At 36.1% G+C, this 21,495-nt stretch carries 16 protein-coding genes; 7 read left to right on the forward strand and 9 right to left on the reverse strand.

Translation table 11 applies throughout. The features are described 5' to 3' along the window. Positions 1–8: 8 nt before the first annotated feature. Genes NAT51_RS09760 through NAT51_RS09770 form a run of 3 tightly spaced genes read right to left on the reverse strand, consistent with a single transcriptional unit; the run spans position 9 to position 2,079 of the window. The gene (locus NAT51_RS09760) at positions 9–365 is read right to left on the reverse strand and encodes a HopJ type III effector protein (RefSeq protein WP_317245512.1); all 357 of its coding nucleotides are present in this window, start codon (positions 363–365) and stop codon (positions 9–11) included. Further along, entirely contained in the window at positions 355–1,056 is a 702-nt protein-coding gene (gene rsmI, locus NAT51_RS09765; RefSeq protein WP_250598516.1) for a 16S rRNA (cytidine(1402)-2'-O)-methyltransferase, read from the reverse strand. Before rsmI ends, NAT51_RS09760 begins: the two co-directional genes overlap by 11 nt. Then, positions 1,057–2,079 carry a hypothetical protein gene (locus tag NAT51_RS09770; protein WP_250598518.1) on the reverse strand — a complete coding sequence of 341 codons (1,023 nt, stop codon included), beginning with the start codon at positions 2,077–2,079 and terminating at the stop codon, positions 1,057–1,059. It abuts the gene before it with no gap. A gap of 153 nt (positions 2,080–2,232) precedes the next feature. Between NAT51_RS09770 and NAT51_RS09775 the strand changes: the two genes are divergently transcribed. The 3 genes from NAT51_RS09775 (at position 2,233) to mscL (ending at position 5,800) form a co-directional block, all read left to right on the forward strand. Then, complete coding sequence (locus tag NAT51_RS09775) at positions 2,233–2,874, forward strand: thymidine kinase (RefSeq protein ID WP_250598520.1); 642 nt, start codon at positions 2,233–2,235, stop codon at positions 2,872–2,874. Next, positions 2,874–5,318: a bifunctional UDP-N-acetylmuramoyl-tripeptide:D-alanyl-D-alanine ligase/alanine racemase gene (locus NAT51_RS09780; protein WP_250598522.1), complete on the forward strand. Its 2,445-nt coding sequence runs from the start codon at positions 2,874–2,876 to the stop codon at positions 5,316–5,318. Before NAT51_RS09775 ends, NAT51_RS09780 begins: the two co-directional genes overlap by 1 nt. A gap of 74 nt (positions 5,319–5,392) precedes the next feature. Then, entirely contained in the window at positions 5,393–5,800 is a 408-nt protein-coding gene (mscL, locus tag NAT51_RS09785) for a large-conductance mechanosensitive channel protein MscL (protein ID WP_250598524.1), read from the forward strand. A gap of 42 nt (positions 5,801–5,842) precedes the next feature. On the opposite strand, the gene NAT51_RS09790 is transcribed toward mscL, so the two are convergent. Then, positions 5,843–6,238, reverse strand: a complete 396-nt coding sequence (locus tag NAT51_RS09790) for a hypothetical protein (protein ID WP_250598526.1) — start codon at positions 6,236–6,238, stop codon at positions 5,843–5,845. Further along, positions 6,231–8,198, reverse strand: coding sequence for a T9SS type A sorting domain-containing protein (locus NAT51_RS09795; protein ID WP_250598528.1), 1,968 nt, complete (start codon positions 8,196–8,198; stop codon positions 6,231–6,233). The genes NAT51_RS09790 and NAT51_RS09795 overlap by 8 nt, the downstream gene beginning before the upstream one ends. Before the next feature lie 243 nt (positions 8,199–8,441). On the opposite strand from NAT51_RS09795, the gene NAT51_RS09800 reads away from it, so the two are divergent. From NAT51_RS09800 to NAT51_RS09815, 4 genes are all read left to right on the forward strand, one after another. Continuing rightward, complete coding sequence (locus NAT51_RS09800) at positions 8,442–9,431, forward strand: aspartate-semialdehyde dehydrogenase (protein WP_250598535.1); 990 nt, start codon at positions 8,442–8,444, stop codon at positions 9,429–9,431. 79 nt (positions 9,432–9,510) lie between these two features. Next, a complete protein-coding gene (locus NAT51_RS09805) occupies positions 9,511–9,861 on the forward strand; it encodes a hypothetical protein (RefSeq protein WP_250598537.1) in 351 nt (116 codons plus the stop codon). A 70-nt stretch (positions 9,862–9,931) separates the two neighbouring features. Further along, complete coding sequence (locus NAT51_RS09810) at positions 9,932–12,136, forward strand: TonB-dependent receptor (RefSeq protein ID WP_250598539.1); 2,205 nt, start codon at positions 9,932–9,934, stop codon at positions 12,134–12,136. A gap of 75 nt (positions 12,137–12,211) precedes the next feature. Beyond that, a complete protein-coding gene (locus tag NAT51_RS09815) occupies positions 12,212–14,350 on the forward strand; it encodes a prolyl oligopeptidase family serine peptidase (protein ID WP_250598547.1) in 2,139 nt (712 codons plus the stop codon). Between the two features lie 58 nt (positions 14,351–14,408). On the opposite strand, the gene NAT51_RS09820 is transcribed toward NAT51_RS09815, so the two are convergent. The 4 genes from NAT51_RS09820 to NAT51_RS09835 all read right to left on the reverse strand — a co-directional run bounded on the left by NAT51_RS09820 (position 14,409) and on the right by NAT51_RS09835 (position 21,462). Then, entirely contained in the window at positions 14,409–15,194 is a 786-nt protein-coding gene (locus NAT51_RS09820; RefSeq protein ID WP_250598550.1) for a TIGR00266 family protein, read from the reverse strand. Between the two features lie 110 nt (positions 15,195–15,304). Continuing rightward, positions 15,305–17,545: a choice-of-anchor Q domain-containing protein gene (locus NAT51_RS09825; RefSeq protein ID WP_250598559.1), complete on the reverse strand. Its 2,241-nt coding sequence runs from the start codon at positions 17,543–17,545 to the stop codon at positions 15,305–15,307. 106 nt (positions 17,546–17,651) lie between these two features. After that, entirely contained in the window at positions 17,652–18,404 is a 753-nt protein-coding gene (locus NAT51_RS09830; RefSeq protein ID WP_250598561.1) for a LytR/AlgR family response regulator transcription factor, read from the reverse strand. An 88-nt stretch (positions 18,405–18,492) separates the two neighbouring features. Beyond that, the gene (locus NAT51_RS09835; protein ID WP_250598563.1) at positions 18,493–21,462 is read right to left on the reverse strand and encodes a sensor histidine kinase; all 2,970 of its coding nucleotides are present in this window, start codon (positions 21,460–21,462) and stop codon (positions 18,493–18,495) included. Positions 21,463–21,495: the final 33 nt, after the last annotated feature.

Genomic DNA, 21,495 nt, shown 5'->3' on the forward strand with positions numbered 1-21,495 from the left:
AGGTTTGGTTATTTGGTTTTGGGGCTTAACGGATTTCCTTCAAAATGAATTCTTTCCCAACCGAATTGCATAAAATTACGGATGTTTTGATGGTCGTTACCAATTGGATTTTCAAGTACGTCTTTAAAATAATAATCACCAAAAAGTCCGAGTGTTTCCTTTTCGCTTAACTGATTCATTTGGGCAAAACTGAAAATCTTACAGGATCCGTTGTTTTCACCTGCATTGTTGGTGTGATTTCCGTTTTTGAAAGTCGTTTGGGTGAAGTCGTAATGTTCGTCTATCACCGTGATGGTTTCATGAAAGCTGACCGAAGTCGGATCTTGCTTCACTTTGTCTAAAAAATGGGCTAAACTATTCATCATCTTTTCTTTTTTCTTTCGTAATTGTTTTTCCGGCTACGCATACCACAATTTCACCTTTCGGAGGTTTGGCTTCAAAGTGTTTTAGTACTTCTGTCGCAGTCCCTCTGACAGTTTCTTCGTGCAGTTTTGATAATTCCCTTGAAACAGAAACCTGTCTGTCAGCTCCGAAATACTGAACAAATTCAGCTAAGGTTTTTACCAGTTTATGTGGTGAAACGTATAAAATCATGGTTCTTGTCTCTTCGGCCAGAGCCAGATATCGGGTTTGGCGTCCTTTTTTATCCGGAAGGAATCCTTCAAAAATAAAACGATCATTCGGTAATCCACTGTTGACCAATGCCGGTACAAAAGCAGTGGCACCTGGTAAGCATTCAACTTCAATCCCGTTTTCAACACAGGCACGTGTCAGTAAAAACCCGGGATCAGAAATTGCCGGAGTTCCTGCGTCACTGATTAAGGCTATGTTTTCACCGCTTTGAATCCGTTTAATGATGTTTTCCACAGTTTTGTGCTCGTTGTGCATATGATGGCTTTGCATGTGCGTGGCTATTTCAAAATGCTTGAGCAGTTTTCCGCTGTTTCGGGTATCTTCGGCAAGGATTAAGTCAACTTCTTTAAGAACTTTGATGGCTCTGAAAGTCATGTCTTCCAAATTGCCGATTGGAGTTGGGACTAAGTATAATTTTGACATTTAGGCAAATTTACTTTCTACAAATTCCATAAAGCGTTCCACAAATTCATCTTTGCCTTTCCAGTCATTGTAGTCAGGTCTGACCATTTCATCAATGAAATTTTTGGCATCTTCAAAATTATCAAAAGTTGAGATTTGTGAAATAACACGGTTTAAATCTACAGTACTTCCGTCAAAAAGATTTTTTTCAAAAGCGATACGGTCGTTCAGGGTAATATTAATTCCCTTGTTCAGTTTGTCGTTTAAGTTGGCAGCCGGTTTCTTTTCTGCTTTTTCGAAAACAGGTTCCCCTATACCGGCGAAAATATCGATTTCCTCTTTCTTCGGTTCTTCTTTTTTTGTATCCTCTTTCTGTGTTTCTACTTTCTTGGTTTCCGCTACTTTTTCTTCGATTATTTTAGAGATTTCCTTTGGAGTCTTGTTGTTGTCCACGCGTTCAAAAACAGGTTCCGGTTGTAAATTGCTTAAAATATCTTCGAACAGGAATTTATGTTTTTCCTCCTTAGGGCTTTCATTTTCAATAGATTTTTCAAGAACTGGCTCTTCTTCTGTTGTAATTTCAGGTTCTTCAACAATTATTACTTCCTCTTCAATTGATTCTTCCTGAATTTCTTCAATGATTGGTTCACTTTCAGTTTCGGGTAAGTCTTCTTTTATTTCTTCGGTAGGAGTTTCGGTAAATACAGGTGATCTTTCTTCTGTTTCTTGTGTAATTGGTTCAGAATTAGCAGAAGTCTTCTCTTCTTTTACTTCTTCCTTAATTTCAACAGTGTCATCTTCTTTTAATTCGGCCACAACTATTTTTTCGTCAAAATCAAAAGCTCTTTCCAGTTTTTCTTCAATTTCACGGATGCCAATGGTAGGTTTTACTCCGTCGAAATTTTCTTCAACAAACAGCAATACCGAAAGTTTCTCATATAACTTTTGCGTTTCATGGTGTAATTCACGAACATCTTCCTTGTTTTTAAGTTTTAAAATACGGTGTGCAATGCTAATTAATTCGGCTTCAAGTTTCTTTTTCATTGGTTTTTCTGTTATGTTTTATTGAAGAGTGTTAAATGGTTATTTTTTTGATAACTTTCTCGAATAAGCTATTTATAGCGTCAGTTTTTTGATATTTTTGTTGTGTTACAAAGTAATAAAAACTATTCATTTTTATCGTTATAAAAATAAAAAATGTTTCTTGAAAATACAGTAAATCATAAAGAACAGTTTGGATGGATTGAAGTAATCTGCGGTTCAATGTTTTCGGGTAAAACCGAAGAGTTGATACGCAGGCTGAAACGTGCCCAGTTTGCCAAACAGAAAGTAGAAATATTCAAACCTTCGATAGATACCCGTTACGATGATGAAATGGTCGTTTCCCATAACAAAAACGAGATTCGTTCGACGCCTGTTCCAGCTGCAGCTAATATTCGTATCTTAGCGCAAGGCTGTGACGTGGTCGGGATTGATGAGGCACAGTTTTTTGATGATGAAATTGTCGCTGTCTGCAACGATTTGGCCAACACCGGTATCCGGGTTATTGTGGCTGGATTGGACATGGATTTCAAAGGAAACCCTTTTGGTCCGATGCCTGCTTTGATGGCTACGGCTGAATATGTGACTAAAGTACACGCAGTATGCACCCGAACGGGAAATTTAGCACATTACAGTTTCCGTAAAGCGGCCAGTGACAGTCTGGTGCTTCTGGGTGAAACCGAAGAGTATGAGCCGTTAAGCCGTGCTGCCTATTTTAATGCGATGCGTAATAATATAGAAGTGGTTGACGAAGAGATAGTTAACCGGAAAGAAGAAGAAAACGAAAAAGATCAATAATGGGTGTTATAATTAAGGACATTATTCAAAGTATACAAGCCGAAACTAATTTTGAAAAAGTTTCTGATCTTATAGACAATGTTTCGATAGACAGCCGTTCCCTTCAAAACAATAATAAAACCTTATTTTTTGCCTTAGTCGGGCCACATCACGACGCCCATATTTATATCGAGGATTTAATTACCAAAGGAGTTCATTATTTTGCAGTGAATTATATTCCCGAAGGATTAAACTCACGCGCAAATTTTCTGATTGTTCCTAATACTTTACAGGCGTTACAGGATTTTGCAGCCTACTATCGCAGTTTGTTTCATTTTCCAATTATCGGAATCACGGGAAGTAACGGAAAAACCATTGTAAAAGAATGGCTTAATTTTTTACTGGGCCCGGATTATAATATTATCAGAAGTCCGAAGAGTTATAATTCGCAGGTTGGAGTACCGTTGTCTGTTATTGGGATTAATACCTATCATAATTTCGGAATTTTTGAAGCAGGAATTTCGACTGTGGGAGAGATGGTGCATTTGCAGAAAATTATCAAACCTACGATTGGAATTCTGACTAATATTGGGTCTGCACATGATGAAGGATTTGCTGATCTTTCGCAAAAAATAAAAGAAAAACTGAAGCTCTTTAAGGATGTTGAGGTTTTAATACTGAATAAAAATAAAACAATTGAAGCTTTTATTAAGTCTGATACCAAAATCTTTACCTGGAGTACACAGGACAAAACGGCCGATGTTTTTATTCAGAAAAAAGTAATAGATGATCATTCGGAGTTGAGCATTACCTGTAAGGGATTGTGTTTTAAAATTTCGATTCCTTTCACGGATGAAGCATCAATCGAAAACAGCATGCATTGTATTTTAACCATGCTTTACCTGAAATACTCGGTTGAAACAATAGAAGAACGTGTAAAAGAATTGTTTCCGGTGGAAATGCGTCTGAAGGTTAAAAACGGAATCAACAACTGCACATTGATTGATGATAGTTACAGTTCCGATTTTCAATCCTTAAAAATAGCTTTGGATTTCCTGGAAAGTCAGAAACAGCATAAAAAGAGAACTCTTATTTTATCAGATATTTTTCAATCGGGTTTAACCGAAGAAGAGTTGTATTCCAGAGTTTCGCATTTAATTGTTTCACATAAAATCAACCGTGTTTTCTGTATTGGGGAAACGGTTTCAAAGTTTAAAAATAAATTCCTGAATGCTATTTCGTTTCTGACTACCGAAGATTTTATCAAAGCTTTTGAAAATCTTCATTTTATAAATGAAACGGTTTTGATTAAAGGTTCGCGCCAATTTGAGTTTGAGAACATTGTGTCGCTTCTGGAAGAGAAAACACATGAAACGGTTTTGGATATCAATCTGAACGCGATTAGTCATAATCTGAATTATTTTAAATCAAAGCTTCATCCGAAAACCAAACTGATGATCATGGTGAAGGCATTTGGTTATGGGAGTGGAAGTTATGAAATTGCGAAACTTTTGGCACATCATAAAGTTGATTATTTAGGTGTGGCTTTCGCTGATGAAGGTATCGAATTACGGAAAGCGGGTATCGAATTGCCTATTTTGGTCATGAATCCTGAAATGACCAGTTTTCATTCGATTATCCAATACAATTTAGAACCCGAAATTTACAATATCAGAGGATTGAAGGCATTCCTTAAAATTGCTGATGAAAAACATTTGCAAGATTATCCGGTCCATATCAAAATCAATACAGGAATGAACCGGTTAGGTTTTGATACTGAAATATTGCCCGAATTGATTTCTGTTCTTAAGCAAACTAAACGAATTGATATTAAGAGTATTATGTCACATCTCGCATCCAGCGATGTGCCTGGTCACAGAGATTTTACGTTGCAACAGATAGCAGATTTTGAGAGAGATTCGACGACACTCATGAGTGAATTGAATATCAAGCCAATCCGTCATATTTGTAATACATCGGGAATTAGTAATTACCCTCAGGCTCAATTTGATATGGTTCGTTTGGGTATTGGTTTATATGGTGTGTCAAACGAAGAAGACGAACAGTTGAAATTGGAAAATGTTGGCACACTGAAATCGGTTATTTCGCAGATAAGAGTTATAGAAGCAGGTGAAAGTGTGGGATATGTACGCCGTTTTATGGCTGATAGCACGACTAAAGTCGCTACAATACCAATTGGTTATGCAGACGGGATTTCCAGACTTTGGGGTAATGGAGTCGGATATGTGACAATAAACGGAAAAAGAGCTCCTATTATTGGCAGTATTTGTATGGATATGTTAATGATAAATGTTACGGGAATTAATTGTGTTGAAGGAAGTGAAGTGGTTATTTTTGGTAATGATCCTTCGGTGATTGATATAGCCAAAGCAACGAGTACGATTCCGTATGAAATCCTGACAAGTATTTCAGCAAGAGTTAAAAGGGTTTTCTATAGAGAGTAAAAAATGTGTTTTATTGGATAAAATTGTTAAATTAGCTAATCGAGTAAAATTAACTAACCAAAAAACAAGTAAGTATGGGATTTATTTCAGAATTTAAGGAGTTTGCCATGAAAGGTAATCTGGTCGACATGGCAATCGGTTTTGTGATGGGAGCTGCGTTTACCAAGTTAACAACGGCTTTTGTTGAAAAAATGTTCGCACCGGTAGTGGGATTGTTGCTTGGAGGTATTGATTTGGCAGACAAGAAGATTGTTTTGAAAGAAGCAGTTTTGGATGCAGCTGGTAAAGAAACAGCACCGGCTGTTTCCATTGAATGGGGATTATTCGCTACTGCAGTAATTGACTTTATTATTGTTGCTTTTGTAATGTTCTTAATCATTAAAGCAATGAACAAAATGAAAAAACCGGAAGTTACGGCTCCGCCTGCAGGTCCGACCCAAGAAGAATTACTGACACAAATTCGAGATTTATTAAAAAAATAAACCTGATATAATGAAAAAGGAGGACGTTAAATCCTCCTTTTTTTATGCTCTGACTTTGAGCCAGTTTTTAACTTTGTCCGGTATTCCTAAAGTGAGTAATAAGACTAAAGGCAAGCACCAGTTTGCTGATCGTTCTACGAATTCAACAAATTCCTGACCAGAAATCGGCCGACTTAAAGCTGTGGCAAATGCCCATAATACAGCCCATAAGACTACAATCCTGATTGGAAATATCAAAACAAAGAAAGCAACAATGATATCCAGAACGCCGATATACGGCATCAGGAAAATAGCTTGTTCTTCACTAAAACCAAAACAGGTTAATAATGGTATCCATTTCGGGTTTATGCCCAAAGCGACTATGCCATGACCCAGATAAGTGCCAAAAACACCTATCCGGGCACATTTTTCCACAATGTTTATGATATTTTTATTCACGTACTAGTATTGAACTGTCTTTTTGGTTTTCCATTTGGATTTCAAAAACATAAACTCCCGGTTTTAATGTTGAACCATTGTAAGTGTATGTGAAATCTGTTGCTGGTTTATTTGTTTTTTCGGTTGTAATCAAATTTCCTTTCACATCATAAATACTAATGATGGCTTCTCCGGTGTTTGGAGAGGAATATTCGACTTTAAAAGAATCTTTAACCGGATTAGGATAAACTTTAATCGGATAGAAGATTTGCTTTTGGGCTTGCTTCGCAGAATTAGGTTTGTTGATGCAGAAATTGTCAATTACTACGTTAGTATCGTCGTAAACAGTACCACAAAGTGTAGTGCCCGTTACATCAAATATAACATAATGATAATCTGATTTGAAAGCCTGTAAGAAAGATGAACTTCCTGCTGTGTACAAAGGAGCACCGGCACCACCGCAAACTACCTGACATCTTCCTTCAGTTGGCTGACTTCCATAATTTGCAACAGGAGATGATGTGCTTACATTTCGGTTTATGGGTTTGAAACGCTCATACAAATGATCGTGACCTGTTAGAATTAAGTCAACACCGTAATCGTCAAAAGCTTTGAACCATGTGTTCCAATAGGCATCCATTTCGCCTGCATGTGGACCGACTGTATAAAAAGGTCGGTGGAACGAAATAATTTTCCACTTTTTTGATGCATTTGCGGCTAAAGTAGACTTAAGCCAGTTGTATTGAGTAACATCCGAAGGTGTTTCTGAATTTAAACAAATGAAAACAGTTTCTCCATATTCAACCGAATAGTATAATTCAGTTTGCGGAGTGTTGTTTTTTGGTAAATCAAAAATATTCTGGTAATAAGAAGCTGATGCAACATCGTGATTTCCCTGTGCATGTAAAATAAGTCTGTTGTTGATTAAGTTGGTTCCGTTGTCAAACCAGGCATCCCATTGAGATGCTGAACTTCCGGTATCAACTATATCTCCGTTAAATACCACAAATGCCGGATTTCTGTTATTGGTTAAAGTTGAAATGGTATTCCAAACGCCTACATTGGTTCTGCTATCACCAACAGCTGCAAATTTGAATGTATCAGTAGTAGTTGGTGGAGTGGTGGTAAATGTTTTTTGTGCGCTCCACACACCCGAAACAGAATCAAATAAAGAGTAATATATTGTTGCGTTTGCAGTTAATATTCCCGGGAAAGTGAAACTGAAAAATTTGTTGGTTGATGACGAATATCCTGAGCGGGATGTAACATTGCTGGTTCCTTGCTCGTAAGTAGTGGTATAGCCCCATTTAATCTGGTCAGTTGTAGCTGCTGTTGAGTTTGTCCAAGATACAGTCAATCCTTCCAATGGATTTTTTGTTGTGCCCCATCTGATATGTTTTTGTGTAACTGAAGGTGGTGCTGATGTATTACCTTTCAATTCTAAATCAAAACTAATGTCTGAACTGTTTTTTGCGTTTTGATGAATTTCCACGGCAATGGTGTTGCTTCCGGAAACAAATGTATTAGCAGGTAGTGTTGCTGACTGGAATGTTCCTCCATCGTCACTGGCTAAAGTTGCTAAAGTTGTATAACCGGCACTGGCAGCTAGGTTATTCCTGTATATTTCGGTTCCGTTTACATAAACTGCTACACCATCATCTCTTTTTACACGTAAGGTGTAATTTAGAAATTGGCTTGGGTTTGTTACCGAAAAGGTTTTTCTGAAATAAGTTGTGACATATCTGTTTGATGTGCTTGTACCATAGCTGACTACTGTCGCTTCGTCCCCGTCACCATAACCCAGTTGGGCGTTTCCTTGTTTCCAACTGGTTTCGTTGATTGTTGTGGCTCTCCACGCGGTACCCTGATTGGTACCGTTATCTAGGTATTTCCAACTTGATCCGGTACTGACTAAAGTTGTTTGGCCAATAGACATACTGTACATCCCCATGCACAGCAGTAAAAAATAAATTCTTTTCATAGTTTTTAGTTTTTTAGTTGCCGCTAAAATATTAAAATAAGAATTTTCTTAACTTTATTATTTTGTTATTCTTTTGTAAATCAATGGGTTTATTTTGGTATCCGACGTTAATAATATTTTTTGTAATTTTTTTTCACATAAAAATGAAAAATTATAACATTTTGTTAAATTTTGTTATTGTGTATTTAGAAACCAAATATTAATTACTTTTGTGGTGTCAAAATTTAAACACACACATTTAAGATGAAAGTAGCCGTTGTAGGTGCTACCGGTATGGTAGGAGAAGTAATGCTTCAAGTATTAGCAGAAAGAAATTTCCCGATAACTGAATTGATTCCTGTTGCCTCAGAAAGGTCAGTAGGGAATGAAATCGAATTTAAGGGTAAAAAGTATAAGGTGGTTGGTATGCAAACTGCAATCGACATGAAACCGGCTATTGCAATCTTTTCGGCTGGTGGTGATACTTCAAAGGAATGGGCTCCTAAATTTGCTGAAGCCGGTACTACCGTAATCGATAATTCTTCAGCATGGAGAATGGATCCGACTAAAAAATTGGTTGTTCCGGAAATCAATGCTTCAGTTTTGACTAAAGAAGATAAAATTATTGCAAATCCAAACTGTTCGACCATTCAAATGGTTATGGTATTGGCACCATTGCATAAGATATATGATATTAAACGTGTAGTTGTTTCTACTTATCAGTCAATAACAGGAACCGGTGTGAAAGCTGTTCGTCAGCTGGAAAATGAGTATGACGGTGTTAAAGGCGATATGGCTTATAAATACCAAATTCATCGTAACGCGATTCCTCAATGTGATGTTTTTGAAGAGAACGATTATACGAAGGAAGAAATGAAATTAGTACGTGAGACTCAAAAAATCTTGGATGACAAAACGATAGCTGTAACGGCTACTGCTGTTAGAATTCCGGTTGTAGGCGGTCACAGCGAGGCGGTTAATGTTGAGTTTGAGAATGATTTTGAAGTGGGTAACGTACGTCAAATTTTGCATCAGACAGAAGGAGTAACGGTTCAGGATAACGTAGATACATTTACTTTCCCGATGCCTTTATATGCACAAGGTAAAGATGATGTTTTCGTAGGTAGAATACGTCGTGACGGAAGTCAGCCAAACACATTGAATATGTGGATCGTCGCCGATAATTTACGTAAAGGGGCAGCTACAAATGCTGTACAGATTGCTGAATATCTGGTAGCTAACAATCTGGTTTAAGTTTTAGGAAATAGAAAAATTGAATCCGTTTGACTTTTTGTTGAACGGATTTATTTTTTGTTTTATATATTTGTTCTGAATGAAAAAGAAAATCTTCATATTGAACTATTCTTTGGTACTGACGGTGCTTTTTGGCGTACTGTTTCAGTCATTGCATTCATTCGAGCATTTGGTCGAGCAATTAACAACTGAGCATTGCAACCATAAATACCATACCGGAAAAACCGAATTCACACACAGCCATCATGATTTTGATGATTGTTTTGTCTGTGAATATTCATTCAGTAATTACATTCCAACCGAATTTTTCTCGTTTGAGTTTAAAATTCCGGTTTACAATACTATCAGTTTGTTTGGTTACAGTGAAAAATTAGTTTTTTTCTCTGGTAGTATAATCAAATCCCGCGGACCGCCTTCTTTTATTGTTTAAGCTATTTTTTAGGATTTCCAATCGCTTTTGGATTTCCACGTTTCTATTTAAACAATAATCATTAAAATCAATGAAATCATTTATTATATCCCTATTCATAGGGTTCTCGTTGTTTGTGCAGGCACAAACAAGCATTTCAGGTATTGTATCTGATGAAAATAAGAACGTTTTAGAAGGTGTTACAGTCCATATTCCCGAATTGCATATTGAAGCAAAAACAAATGAGCAGGGTAAATACCAAATAAAGAACCTGCCTTCCGGTAGTTTTACCATTATTTTTTCACATCCAAAATTTGACAATAACACATCCACTATACAGCTAAACGAAACCGAAATCATTTACGACATGGTCTTAACCGAAGAGCATACACATCATATTGATGAGGTCGTCGTATCGACGGTTTTCAATAAAATGCAGTCGCAAAATGTAATGAAGGTTGAAAATCAAAAAATTAAGCAATTAAAGCAAAAAGGTGCAGCAACACTTATTGAAGGTCTGGCTACAATTCCGGGTGTTGCTAATATTTCCACCGGTACATCTATAGGAAAACCGGTTATCAGAGGATTGAGTGGAAACAGGGTTTTGGTTTACACCCAAGGTGTGCGCCTTGAAAACCAACAGTTTGGTGAAGAACATGGATTAGGATTGAACGACAGCGGTATTGAAAGTGTTGAAGTAATCAAAGGTCCTGCATCCTTGCTTTATGGTTCAGATGCTCTTGGAGGTGTTTTGTTTTTTAATCCCGAAAAGTTTGCAAATCCTAATTCGTATTCGGCAGATTTTAGTCAGAAGTTTTTCAGTAATACATTGGGAAGCAGTACTAATTTCGGATTGAAGACGTCTTCCGAAAAATGGAAATTTTTGGCAAGGGGAGGTTATAACACCCATGTTGATTATCAAATGCCAAATAGCAACAGGGTTACTAATTCCCGTTTTGAAGAAACCGATTTTAAAACCGGAATAAGTTATAACGGGACAAAATTTACTTCAACTTTCCGCTATAATATAAATTTACTGTCACTTGGATTGCCGGAAGAAATTGGACAGAATACAACTATCAGGAATCCTGATTTTCCAAGGCAGGGTGTATTAAGTCAAATCGCAAGTTTGCACAACAAAATATTTTTCAAAAATTCGAAGCTAAATCTTGATTTCGGATATATAGCCAATGACCGTAAAGAATTTGAAGACAGCCTTAAACCAATTTTGGAAATGGATTTGAAAACGTTCAATTTCGATGCGAAATATGAATTTCCTAAAATGGGAAAATTTGAAACTATTGTTGGTTTGCAGGGAATGAATCAGACAAATGTAAATTCCGGGGAAGAAATTTTAATTCCTGATGCAAGGATAAATGATTTGGGTGTTTTGGCTACTACTAACTATTCCTGGAAGAAAAATGTGTTTCAGGCAGGATTTCGTTTCGATAACAGATGGATTGAGACAGAAACCCATGGAATTTCAGGAGAAGAAGGTTATTTTGAAGCAATTGATAAGAAATTCAACAGTTTTAATGCGTCATTGGGTTGTAAAACTTCAATTACCGATAATTTAACTGTACGTTTGAATGTGGCTTCTGGATTTAGGGCGCCAAATTTAGCTGAATTAACTTCAAATGGTGTTCACGAAGGGAGTAACCGTTATGAAATTGGTAACCCAAATCTGAAAAATGAGCAAAATATTCAAACCGATTTGAATTTTGAATATGGAAATAAACATTTTGAATTCTTTGTAAATGGATTTTACAACAAAATCAATAATTACATCTTTATTGCGCCAAACGGCAATGTGATCGACGGCAATGATGTATATGATTATGTACAGGCAGATGCCAATCTTTATGGTGGTGAAGCAGGAATTCATCTGCATCCGCATCCAATAGACTGGCTTCACATTACCAGTAGCTTTGAATCGGTTACCGGTAAAAAGAATAATGGCGATTACCTGCCTTTGATTCCTTCAAATAAATGGAGTAATACATTTAAAACTGATTTTGAGTTGAAATGGTTAAAATCAGGATATGCGTCATTGAATCTGGATACATTTTTGTCCCAAAATAAAGTTGGATTGTTCGAAACCAAAACAGGAGAGTATTCTTTGTTGAATTTCGGATTAGGCGGAAATATTAATTTGGCTAAGTTTAAATGCGAATTGAGTTTTAGTGCAAATAATATTCTGAACCGTGAGTATGTATCGCATTTATCACGTTTAAAAGCTGATGGAATTCCAAATATTGGCAGGAATTTAATTGTAGGGTTGAATTTTAATTTATAACAAATAATAGGTTTTTTGTTATGAATGAGAAGTAAGTGTCTGAAAGATGTATTTTTGCTTCAAACCAAACTCACAATGAAAAAACTAGTTACTTCGTTAGCAGTTGTCATGGCAATTTCTGCTAATGCCCAATCCCAAAAAAACACAAAAGGAATGAAATATCCTGTGACCAAAAAAGTTGAAACCACTGATGCATATTTCGGAAAAACAATCAAAGATCCTTACAGATGGCTGGAAGATGACCGTTCACCGGAAACTGAAGTATGGGTTAAAGAGCAAAATAAACTGGCGGATGGATATCTGAATCAAATTCCGTATCGCAATGATTTGAAAACACGTTTGGAAAAAATGTGGAATTATGAAAAAATAAGTTCACCATTTGTTGAAGGTGATTTTACCTATTTCTACAAAAATAACGGTTTACAAAATCAATCGGTTTTATACAGGAAAGATGCATCTGGAAATGAAGAAGTTTTTCTGGATCCAAATACTTTTTCCAAAGATGGTACAACTTCTTTGGCAGGAATTGATTTCTCAAAAGACGGAAGTAAAGCAGCTTATCAAATATCGATTGGCGGCTCTGATTGGCGTGAAGTGATTATTATTGATGCAAAAACAAAGGAAGTTCTTGAAAATAAATTAGTTGACGTAAAATTCAGTGGAATTTCCTGGTATAAAAATGAGGGATTTTATTACTCGAGTTATGATAAGCCGGTTGGGAGTGAACTTTCAGCAAAAACCGATCAGCATAAGGTATACTACCATAAATTGGGAACTCCGCAAAAAGATGATAAAGTAATTTTCGGATTAGATCAAAAGCGTCGCTATGTGGGTGGTAATGTTACTCAGGATGAACGGTTTTTAATGATTTCTGCATCAAATACAACATCAGGTAACGAGTTGTATATTAAAGATTTATCAGTGCCCGAAAGTCCAATCGTAACTATTATGGATAATTTTAATTCAGATAGCTATGTGATTGAAAATGTTGGAAGTAAATTGTTTATTTATACTAATTTCAACGCTCCCAATAAGAAAATTGTTACAGTTGATGTTTCAAAACCAACACCGGATAACTGGAAAGATTTGATTCCTGAAACTGAAAATACATTGTCGCCTACAACCGGAAGCGGTTACATCTTTGCAAATTATATGAAAGATGCAATTTCATTAATTAAGCAATTTGATTATAACGGAAATTTAATCCGGACTATTGAATTACCGGGTGTGGGAACTGCTTTTGGTTTTGACGGTAAGGAGAAAGATGAAACATTATATTATTCGTTCTCAAATTATTATACACCAACCAGAATTTACGCGTTTAGCCCGAAAACAGGAATTTCAACTGTATATCAGAAACCAAAGGTTGATTTTAATTCAGATGATTTTGAATCAAAGCAGGTTTTTTATACTTCAAAAGACGGAACCAAAATACCAATGATTATAACGTATAAGAAAGGATTGAAACTAAATGGTAAAAATCCGACAATCCTTTATGGTTACGGAGGTTTTAATGTGAGTCTGACTCCGGCTTTCAGTATTTCCAATGCGCTTTGGCTGGAAAATGGTGGTGTATATGCCGTTCCGAATTTACGTGGAGGCGGGGAATACGGAAAAAAATGGCATGATGCCGGAACCAAAATGCAAAAACAGAATGTGTTTGATGATTTTATTGCAGCTGCCGAATATTTGATTGCTAATAAATATACTTCAAAGGATTTTCTTGCCGTTCGCGGTGGTTCAAACGGAGGATTATTGGTGGGCGCCGTTATGACACAACGTCCTGATTTAATGAAAGTAGCATTGCCGGCTGTAGGTGTTCTCGATATGTTACGATACCATACGTTTACTGCCGGAGCGGGTTGGGCATATGATTATGGAACTTCTGAAGATTCTGCAGAAATGTTCGAATACATTAAAAAATATTCTCCGGTACATAATGTTAAAAACGGTGTCGAATACCCTGCAACATTAGTAACAACTGGAGATCATGATGATAGGGTTGTGCCGGCTCACAGCTTTAAATTTGCTTCCGAATTGCAGGAAAAACAGAGTGGTAATAATCCGACTTTAATCCGAATAGATATAAATGCCGGTCACGGTGCTGGAAAATCTGTTGCGGCAATTATTCAGGAAAGTGTGGATGTACAGGCATTTACCTTGTTTAATATGGGCATTAAAAGCCTTACTATAAAGAAGAAAGAGACTTTATAAGAAAAGAAAAGACTAAGCATTTGCTTAGTCTTTTTTAGTTATAACTATTACGATAAATTTAGATTCCGTCTACCAGTTTGCCTAAACCACCTAAAACACCACCTTCTTCTTTAGTGCTGTTAAAGCCTGAAGCTGCTATTATTTTTCCGGCTAATCGGCTAAATGGAAGTGACTGGATATATACAATTCCGGGACCGCGAAGTGTGGCATAAAACAATCCTTCACCACCGAAAATTGAATTTTTAATTCCTCCGATGAATTCAATATCATAATCAACATCTTTTGTAAAGCCTACAATACATCCCGTATCTACTTTAAGAACTTCTCCGGCTTGTAATTCTTTACGGGCCAAAGTTCCTCCGGAGTGTACAAACGCCATTCCGTCTCCTTCGATTTTTTGCATGATAAAACCTTCACCACCAAAAAGTCCGCGGCCTAATTTTTTAGAGAATTCAATTCCTACCGAAACTCCTTTGGCAGCACATAAAAACGAATCTTTCTGACAAATGAATTTTCCCTGGTATTGAGTTAAGTCAATTGCAACAATTTTCCCTGGATACGGAGATGCAAATGAGACTTTTCTTTTGTTGGAGTCCTGGTTCATATAGGCAGTCATAAATAAACTTTCTCCGGTCAGCATTCGTTTTCCGGCACTTAAAAGTTTACCGAACATTCCTGATTCCTGACCAGATCCATCTCCGAAAATGGTTTCCATTTTGATACCGTTCTCCATCATCATGAAGCTACCGGCTTCGGCAACCACCACTTCCTGCGGATCTAATTCAATTTCAACATATTGCATTTCTTCACCATAAATATGGTAATCTATTTCATGAGCTTGCATATTTTTTAGTTTTTATGTTTATAGTTATTAGACACAAAGTATACTATAAAGTTACAGCTTTAAATAAAAAAAGCTCCCATAGATGAGAGCATTATTCCTGAAATGAATGGTCAGTTTTTAATAATTTGCCTTGAAAAGATTTTCCCTTCATTTGTTTCCACGATTAGAAGATAGATGCCATTTGGAACAGATGTAAAATCAATGACGGATATATTTCCGTTGAATAGTTTCAGTCCGATTGTGGAATAAAGGTCAACTTTTTTTATCGGTTCTGTTGTTTTGATGTTGATGATTCCGTTGGTTGGATTAGGGTAGATGATTATTTCGTCATTGAATGAATGATTATCTGTGCCCAAAGATGCATCGAATTCAAAGGCACCCATATCAACTGTTGAATTAACAATTCTTGTATTCCCGTTCAAGTCTAATGTTAAACCTGCAGGAACAAATACGTTATTTCCAGTATCAATTGCCGGAGAACCGCTTTGTAAAGTATAATTGCTGTTCAGAAGCGGATTGCTGTTAATTCCGCTGATCTGGCCTCCTTGTGATATGGTATTTTGCAATGATGGACCACCCAAAGTTCCACCTATAAAAAAAGGAACGTTTGATCCATTACCGTAAATGATACAGTTTTTGAATCGGGTATTAGATCCATTATCGGTTCTGATCACATTTCCTGCATTTCCTGCATTTCCTGAAAAAGTGGTGTTAATTACATCAACATTGATCCCGTTTTGATTTCCGCTATTTGCCGTACTGGCACTCAGATACAAGCTGGAAGCACCAGATCCCGAAGTATTATTATGGAAAAGACAGTTTTTGATTTCACTGTTTCCGTACCAGGAAAAACCATTGGCACCTGAAATAAGAATTTGCGCATTTGAACCTGAATGGTTTTCTCTTATAATAGTTGATTCAAGATTCGCAGTAAAGATTTGGTTGTTCACACCTCCGGCAAAATATCCACTCAAAACTCCGGTATCAGACCCTGAGTTTTTTTCCAGAATACAATTTCTGATCAAAATTGATGCATTGTCATTGGAGTTGTAGGTATTGATATAAACCGCACCACCACGAGTATGGTAATATTGTGCCGAAGCAGTACCGGATGTTAATGTTGGTCCGTTAGCATTGCCTCCCGTGATTGTAAAACCGTCAACCACAACATTACGGATGTTTCCTTTAACGGTGATCACGTGATAGGCATTGTCTTGTCTGGTTGCTTCGGTTGCGGTAATAGTTGAATTATCATTGCCGTTTATATCTCCATTAAGGATTGTCAGGTTTGTTTTTGGATTCCTTTGGCTTAACTGCGTTTCGGTTCCATCAAAACCACCGTACATTTTTAAGGCATTTTTCATCAGAAAAGTTGAATTTCGTGCTGCTCCTGATGGTTTGTATATTCCGGCAGCTACCCAGATTTCATTTACCGAAGTGGAAGTTGTAATGGCTGTTTCCAAATTAGTGTATGCATCAGTCCAGGATGTTCCATTATTGGCTCCGGTAGCATTTGAATTGACATATATTTTTACGGCAGGTTTGTCTTCATTGAATAAAATATCAATTTCAGGTGAAGAAAGTGTTCTTTCGTAATAGCGTATCTGATCGATTCCGTCCCGGTAATCCAAATAATTACTGTCATGACTTTTACCAATTACCAATGGGTTGTTTGGCGTAATAGTTCTCACGGTATAATTTTCACTGGTTAAACCAGATGCGTAGTTAGTTTCAGCGTCTGCACCAACGTATACATTATCAATATACATAGAGTAGGTGTAAGTAAGTGTGTATTGCGAAAGCGATCCAGCATACATTAAAGAACTTGTTGAACTTAGCTGACAAACTACATGATGCCATTGCCCGTCATTTACAGGTTGGCTTACAACTTCCTGTACGCCGCTTGCACCACTTGTTGACTGGAAATTCCAACTGTATTGTCCGTTGAAATAAATTTTTCCATCTTTTAGTGATGCACTGAATCCTGCAGGATTTGCTGCTGTATTGTGTTGGTCAAGGATAAGACGTTTCGGACTTTCATTTGTAGTTGTTTTGATCCAAAAACTAACAGCAAAATTGTTAACACTTGCTGCGTTTGTTCCTCCTGCACTGAATGAATCTCCATTGAGTTGGATGGCTTTATTGGTTTCCCCATTCCGGTCGGTTATAATTGTCCGGGAATTGCCTGTAGGAGTAAGAGTTGTTGTTCCGGTTTGTAAAGCCGGACTCACATCACTGGTTAAGATACCATTGGTGAATTTATAATCTTTGATTAAAGAAGTTGCCGGGATTTGAGCCTTAGCACTGTTAAAGCAAAAAAATGCAATTAGAAAAAGTAGTTGTAATCTCATAGCCGTTTGATTTAATATTTGAAACAAATTTCAATCGTTTGCTATGTTTAATAGTGTATTTCTTTCTGAAAGTAGCCGTTTTTTTTCTGAAACGGAAATCAAATATTTAGAAAATATCCTGAATGAATTGAAGAAATTCTTCTTTTTTTTCTTTGGCAATAGGAACAGTTTTGTTGTTTTCCATGATTAAATGTAAACCATCCTTTTTAGACAATTCTTTGATATATTTTAAATTGATCAAAAACGATCGATGAGGTTTGTAAAATATAGGTTTCTCATGGAGCTGGTCGACAAAATGTCTGAGCGGTTTACAAATTAGCTGTGAATCGTTATTTTTCATATACACTTTGGTGTACATGCCATCTGCTTCAAATAGAATAATATCATCATGGGAAACAAATAAAATTCCTTTCGGAATTTCAAGAATCATCTTATTCAATGAAAGTTGTTGGAATACTTTTTTTAAATCATCCAATTTGGTATTGATACTGGTTTTTTCGATTTCTTTTTGGGCTTTGGCTACAGCATTTTTAAATTCATTACTGTCAATCGGTTTTAACAGATAATCAACGGCCGATAATTTAAAAGCCTGAACAGCATATTCATTATAGGCGGTGATGAAAATTATTTGGAAATTCACTTCTCCGGGTTCAAAAAAATCTAAAATTTCCAAACCGGAATGTCCCGGCATTTCAATGTCAAGAAAAACAATTTGTGGTTGATGTTCCTTGATTAAGGCAACACCGGATTCTAAGTCGGCTGCTTCTGAAATAATGGTTATTTCAGTACAATGTTCTTTAACTAAGGTAATGATTAATCTCCGTGCTTTATTTTCATCGTCAATAATGATTGCTTTCATTGTATTGTTTTACTGCAAAAATGTGCTTAAAAATAGATGTTGGCTTGCTTTTCTTTCTGAAATTGATCTTTTTCTTTCTGAAAGATCCTTACAAAGGAATTGTGATTATTACTTTGGTACCAATTGAAACTTGATTGGCATCATACAAATCTTCAACAGCAACTGATGTTTTTTTTGTTCGTGTTTTATTGATTAGTTCAACTCTTTTCTGATTAGCGGATGTAGCAAAAGACTGGTGTTGATGCCCTCTCTTACCATTTAAAACTTCTGAAGCTATTCTTCCAATTCCGTTATCAGTAATTGAACAGATTAAACTGTCTTTCTTTTGGTTCATGGAAAATATAATATCAAGTTTTCTGTTTTCTTTTTTGTGTAACAAACCGTGTTTTAAGGCATTTTCAACATAAGGCTGAATGAAAAGTGACGGGATTTTTGTTATGGCCGGATTGATTTCTTCTGAAACATCAACCGAGTATTCCAAAACATCTTCGAATCTGTCTTTTTCCAATTCCAGATATAAATACAATGCTTTCAACTCTTCATCAAGCATTACTTCACTTTCCCTGCTATGTTCAAGGTATATACGGATTAAACGCGAAAATTTGACCAGAAAAGTACTGGCGGTTTCTTTTTCATTGGTTATGATATACTCCTGAATTGAATTTAAAGCATTAAAAATGAAATGCGGATTCATTTGTGAACGAAGGTTTTCCAATTGCGAAAAAACAAGTTCTTTGTCAATCTCGGCCTTTTCAAGCATGATTTGTTTCTCATTTTCGAGTCTTTTTAGCCGTGTTCTGAAGTATAGCCAGATTAATGTAAACATCGTCAATGCTGCAACAAGATAAAACCACCATTTTTGCCAAAAAGGAGCTTCAATATTGATTTCTAATGAAATTAGACTTGACTGTACTCCGTTTGAATTTATGGCTTTTACCTGAAAAGTAAAATTCCCGGAAGGCAAACTCGAGTAACGGACAAAATCAATACCTTTTTCCAAAGAGAGCCATGTGTCATTTAATCCAATCATACGGTATTGATAAGTAATACTTTCTGCGGTTTGGAATCCATTGCAGTTAAAACTGATTTTGACTGCATTTTTATCGTGGCTTAATTTGTATTCATCCTGTAATGTAACATCCTTGTCATGTATGTTTACGCCGGTAAAATAAATTTCCGGAGCTTGTAAGGTTTTGAAACTTTTATTTTTATCGACGATGAAAATTCCTTTATTGGAGGAAACATAAACCTGATTTCCGATAATTTCAATATCTGAAATATTGTAACTTTCCAGTCCGTCATTTTTAGTAATACTCTTAAAAGTACTGTTTTTGATATCGAAAACCTGTAAACCTTTTTGGGAAGAAATCCAAAGTTGGTTCCCATCACTCTTCAGTTTTCCTGTTTCATTGGAAAGTAAGCCGTTTTGTATGGTAAGATTGTAAAAAACAGTTTTGTTTTTAATGCCTAATATTCCATCCTTAAAAGTAGAAACCCATAAGGTACCATCATTGGTTTCGGCCATATCAATAGCAAAAATGGGTTGTTTTTTATACTGTATGACCGTTTGTTTGTTGTTAGCATCAAATTGAATTAAATCATCAACAAAGCCAACATAGCTCGTGTTTGTTTTTGTACTGTAAAAGCAGGTGTAAGCTCTTTTTTTTCGGATATCGGTGATTGGAATTGTTGCTGATCTATTTGTAAAATCAGTAATAGGGGAATTTATATTTCGGGATGATGAACCGGATTTTGTAAAAGGGTTTTCCATGATACTGGCCCGGTCATAACTTGCATTTAATATGGCGTTGTTTTTTGCAATTGACATCGCTTTTGAAGCAGTCAAATACGGAATTCCGTACATTTTACTTTCATTCAGGTTCCATATGTGTGACTGTGCTTCCTGACTAATGAATAATGAGTTGAAATTTGGATTGTAAAGAATTTGCCAGATCTTGCTTCTCGAAGGTAATTGAAGAATAGTGTTTTGATACGTTTCGGTATTTAACAGGCCAAATATTCCTTCTGATGTTCCAAATACCAGATTGTATTTGCCCGTAACTGCCATAGTGCTTATGTGTTTTGCATTATCCGGGAGTTGTACTTTTTTGATGTAAATGTTAGGCATTACAAAGATGCCGTTTCTTAGGGAACTGAACCAAAAATTATTGTTTTTGTCTTTTACGATTTTAGTAATATACTCATTGGGTAAGAAGGTGTTTTGGTATTCAATTGTGTTGTTATTCCAGGAACATACAATAACGCCCTGGTTCGTGCAAAACCATATCAGGTTATCGTTTTTTAAAATCCGGATGATGGTTTTATCGGATAATTGTGCCGGCACTTTTATTTCCCTGAAATTCCCTGAAGTTTTTGCTTTAAGATAAAAATGCTGGACACCGTTGAATAGAGATGTGAACAATAAATGATTACCAAGATTACAAAATGAATTGTTTTTAGGCTCAATTTGATCAGCATTAAAGGCGAAAACAGAATTTATCTTGTCGTTTTCGATGTATTTGATTTGATTTGTAAGTGAGAAATATAATCTGCCATCATACAGAAACGGACTCCTGTAATAAGGAGAATTTGTTGTTTTGTCTTTAACCAATATTCTTTTTTTGGTATCGGTGTTTATTTTGAAGATACCTTTTTCTGAAAAAGCGGTTAGTTCTTTGTTTTTGACAATAAACTCAGGTAATTGACCTTTTAATTCATCTTTTAAATCGGTGAACAAAACTAATTTGTTGCCTTGGACAAAAAAGAACTGTCCGGATATATTGTTGCACCAAACGTTACCAAAATCATCCTGATATAGTCCAAAAACGGACAAACCTCTTTTTTTAGGATGTGTGAAATTCGTGAAATTTTTTCCGTCATACCGGTATAAACCTTTATCGGCAGCAAACCACACAAAACCTTTTTTGTCTTCCAGTAAATCGTAAAATTCAATATCGGGTGAGCCGTCTTTTTCGGTTAATTGTATGGTAACAGGTTGTTGTGCAAATGTCAGATTTGCAATCAGAAAAAGAAAAATATGGAATGCTTTGACTCTCAAGAGTTTATTTTAAAGAATAAAAATAAACTTTTG

Origin of the sequence: Flavobacterium amniphilum (assembly GCF_023634845.1) — a bacterium.
Taxonomy (GTDB): Bacteria; Bacteroidota; Bacteroidia; order Flavobacteriales; family Flavobacteriaceae; genus Flavobacterium; species Flavobacterium amniphilum.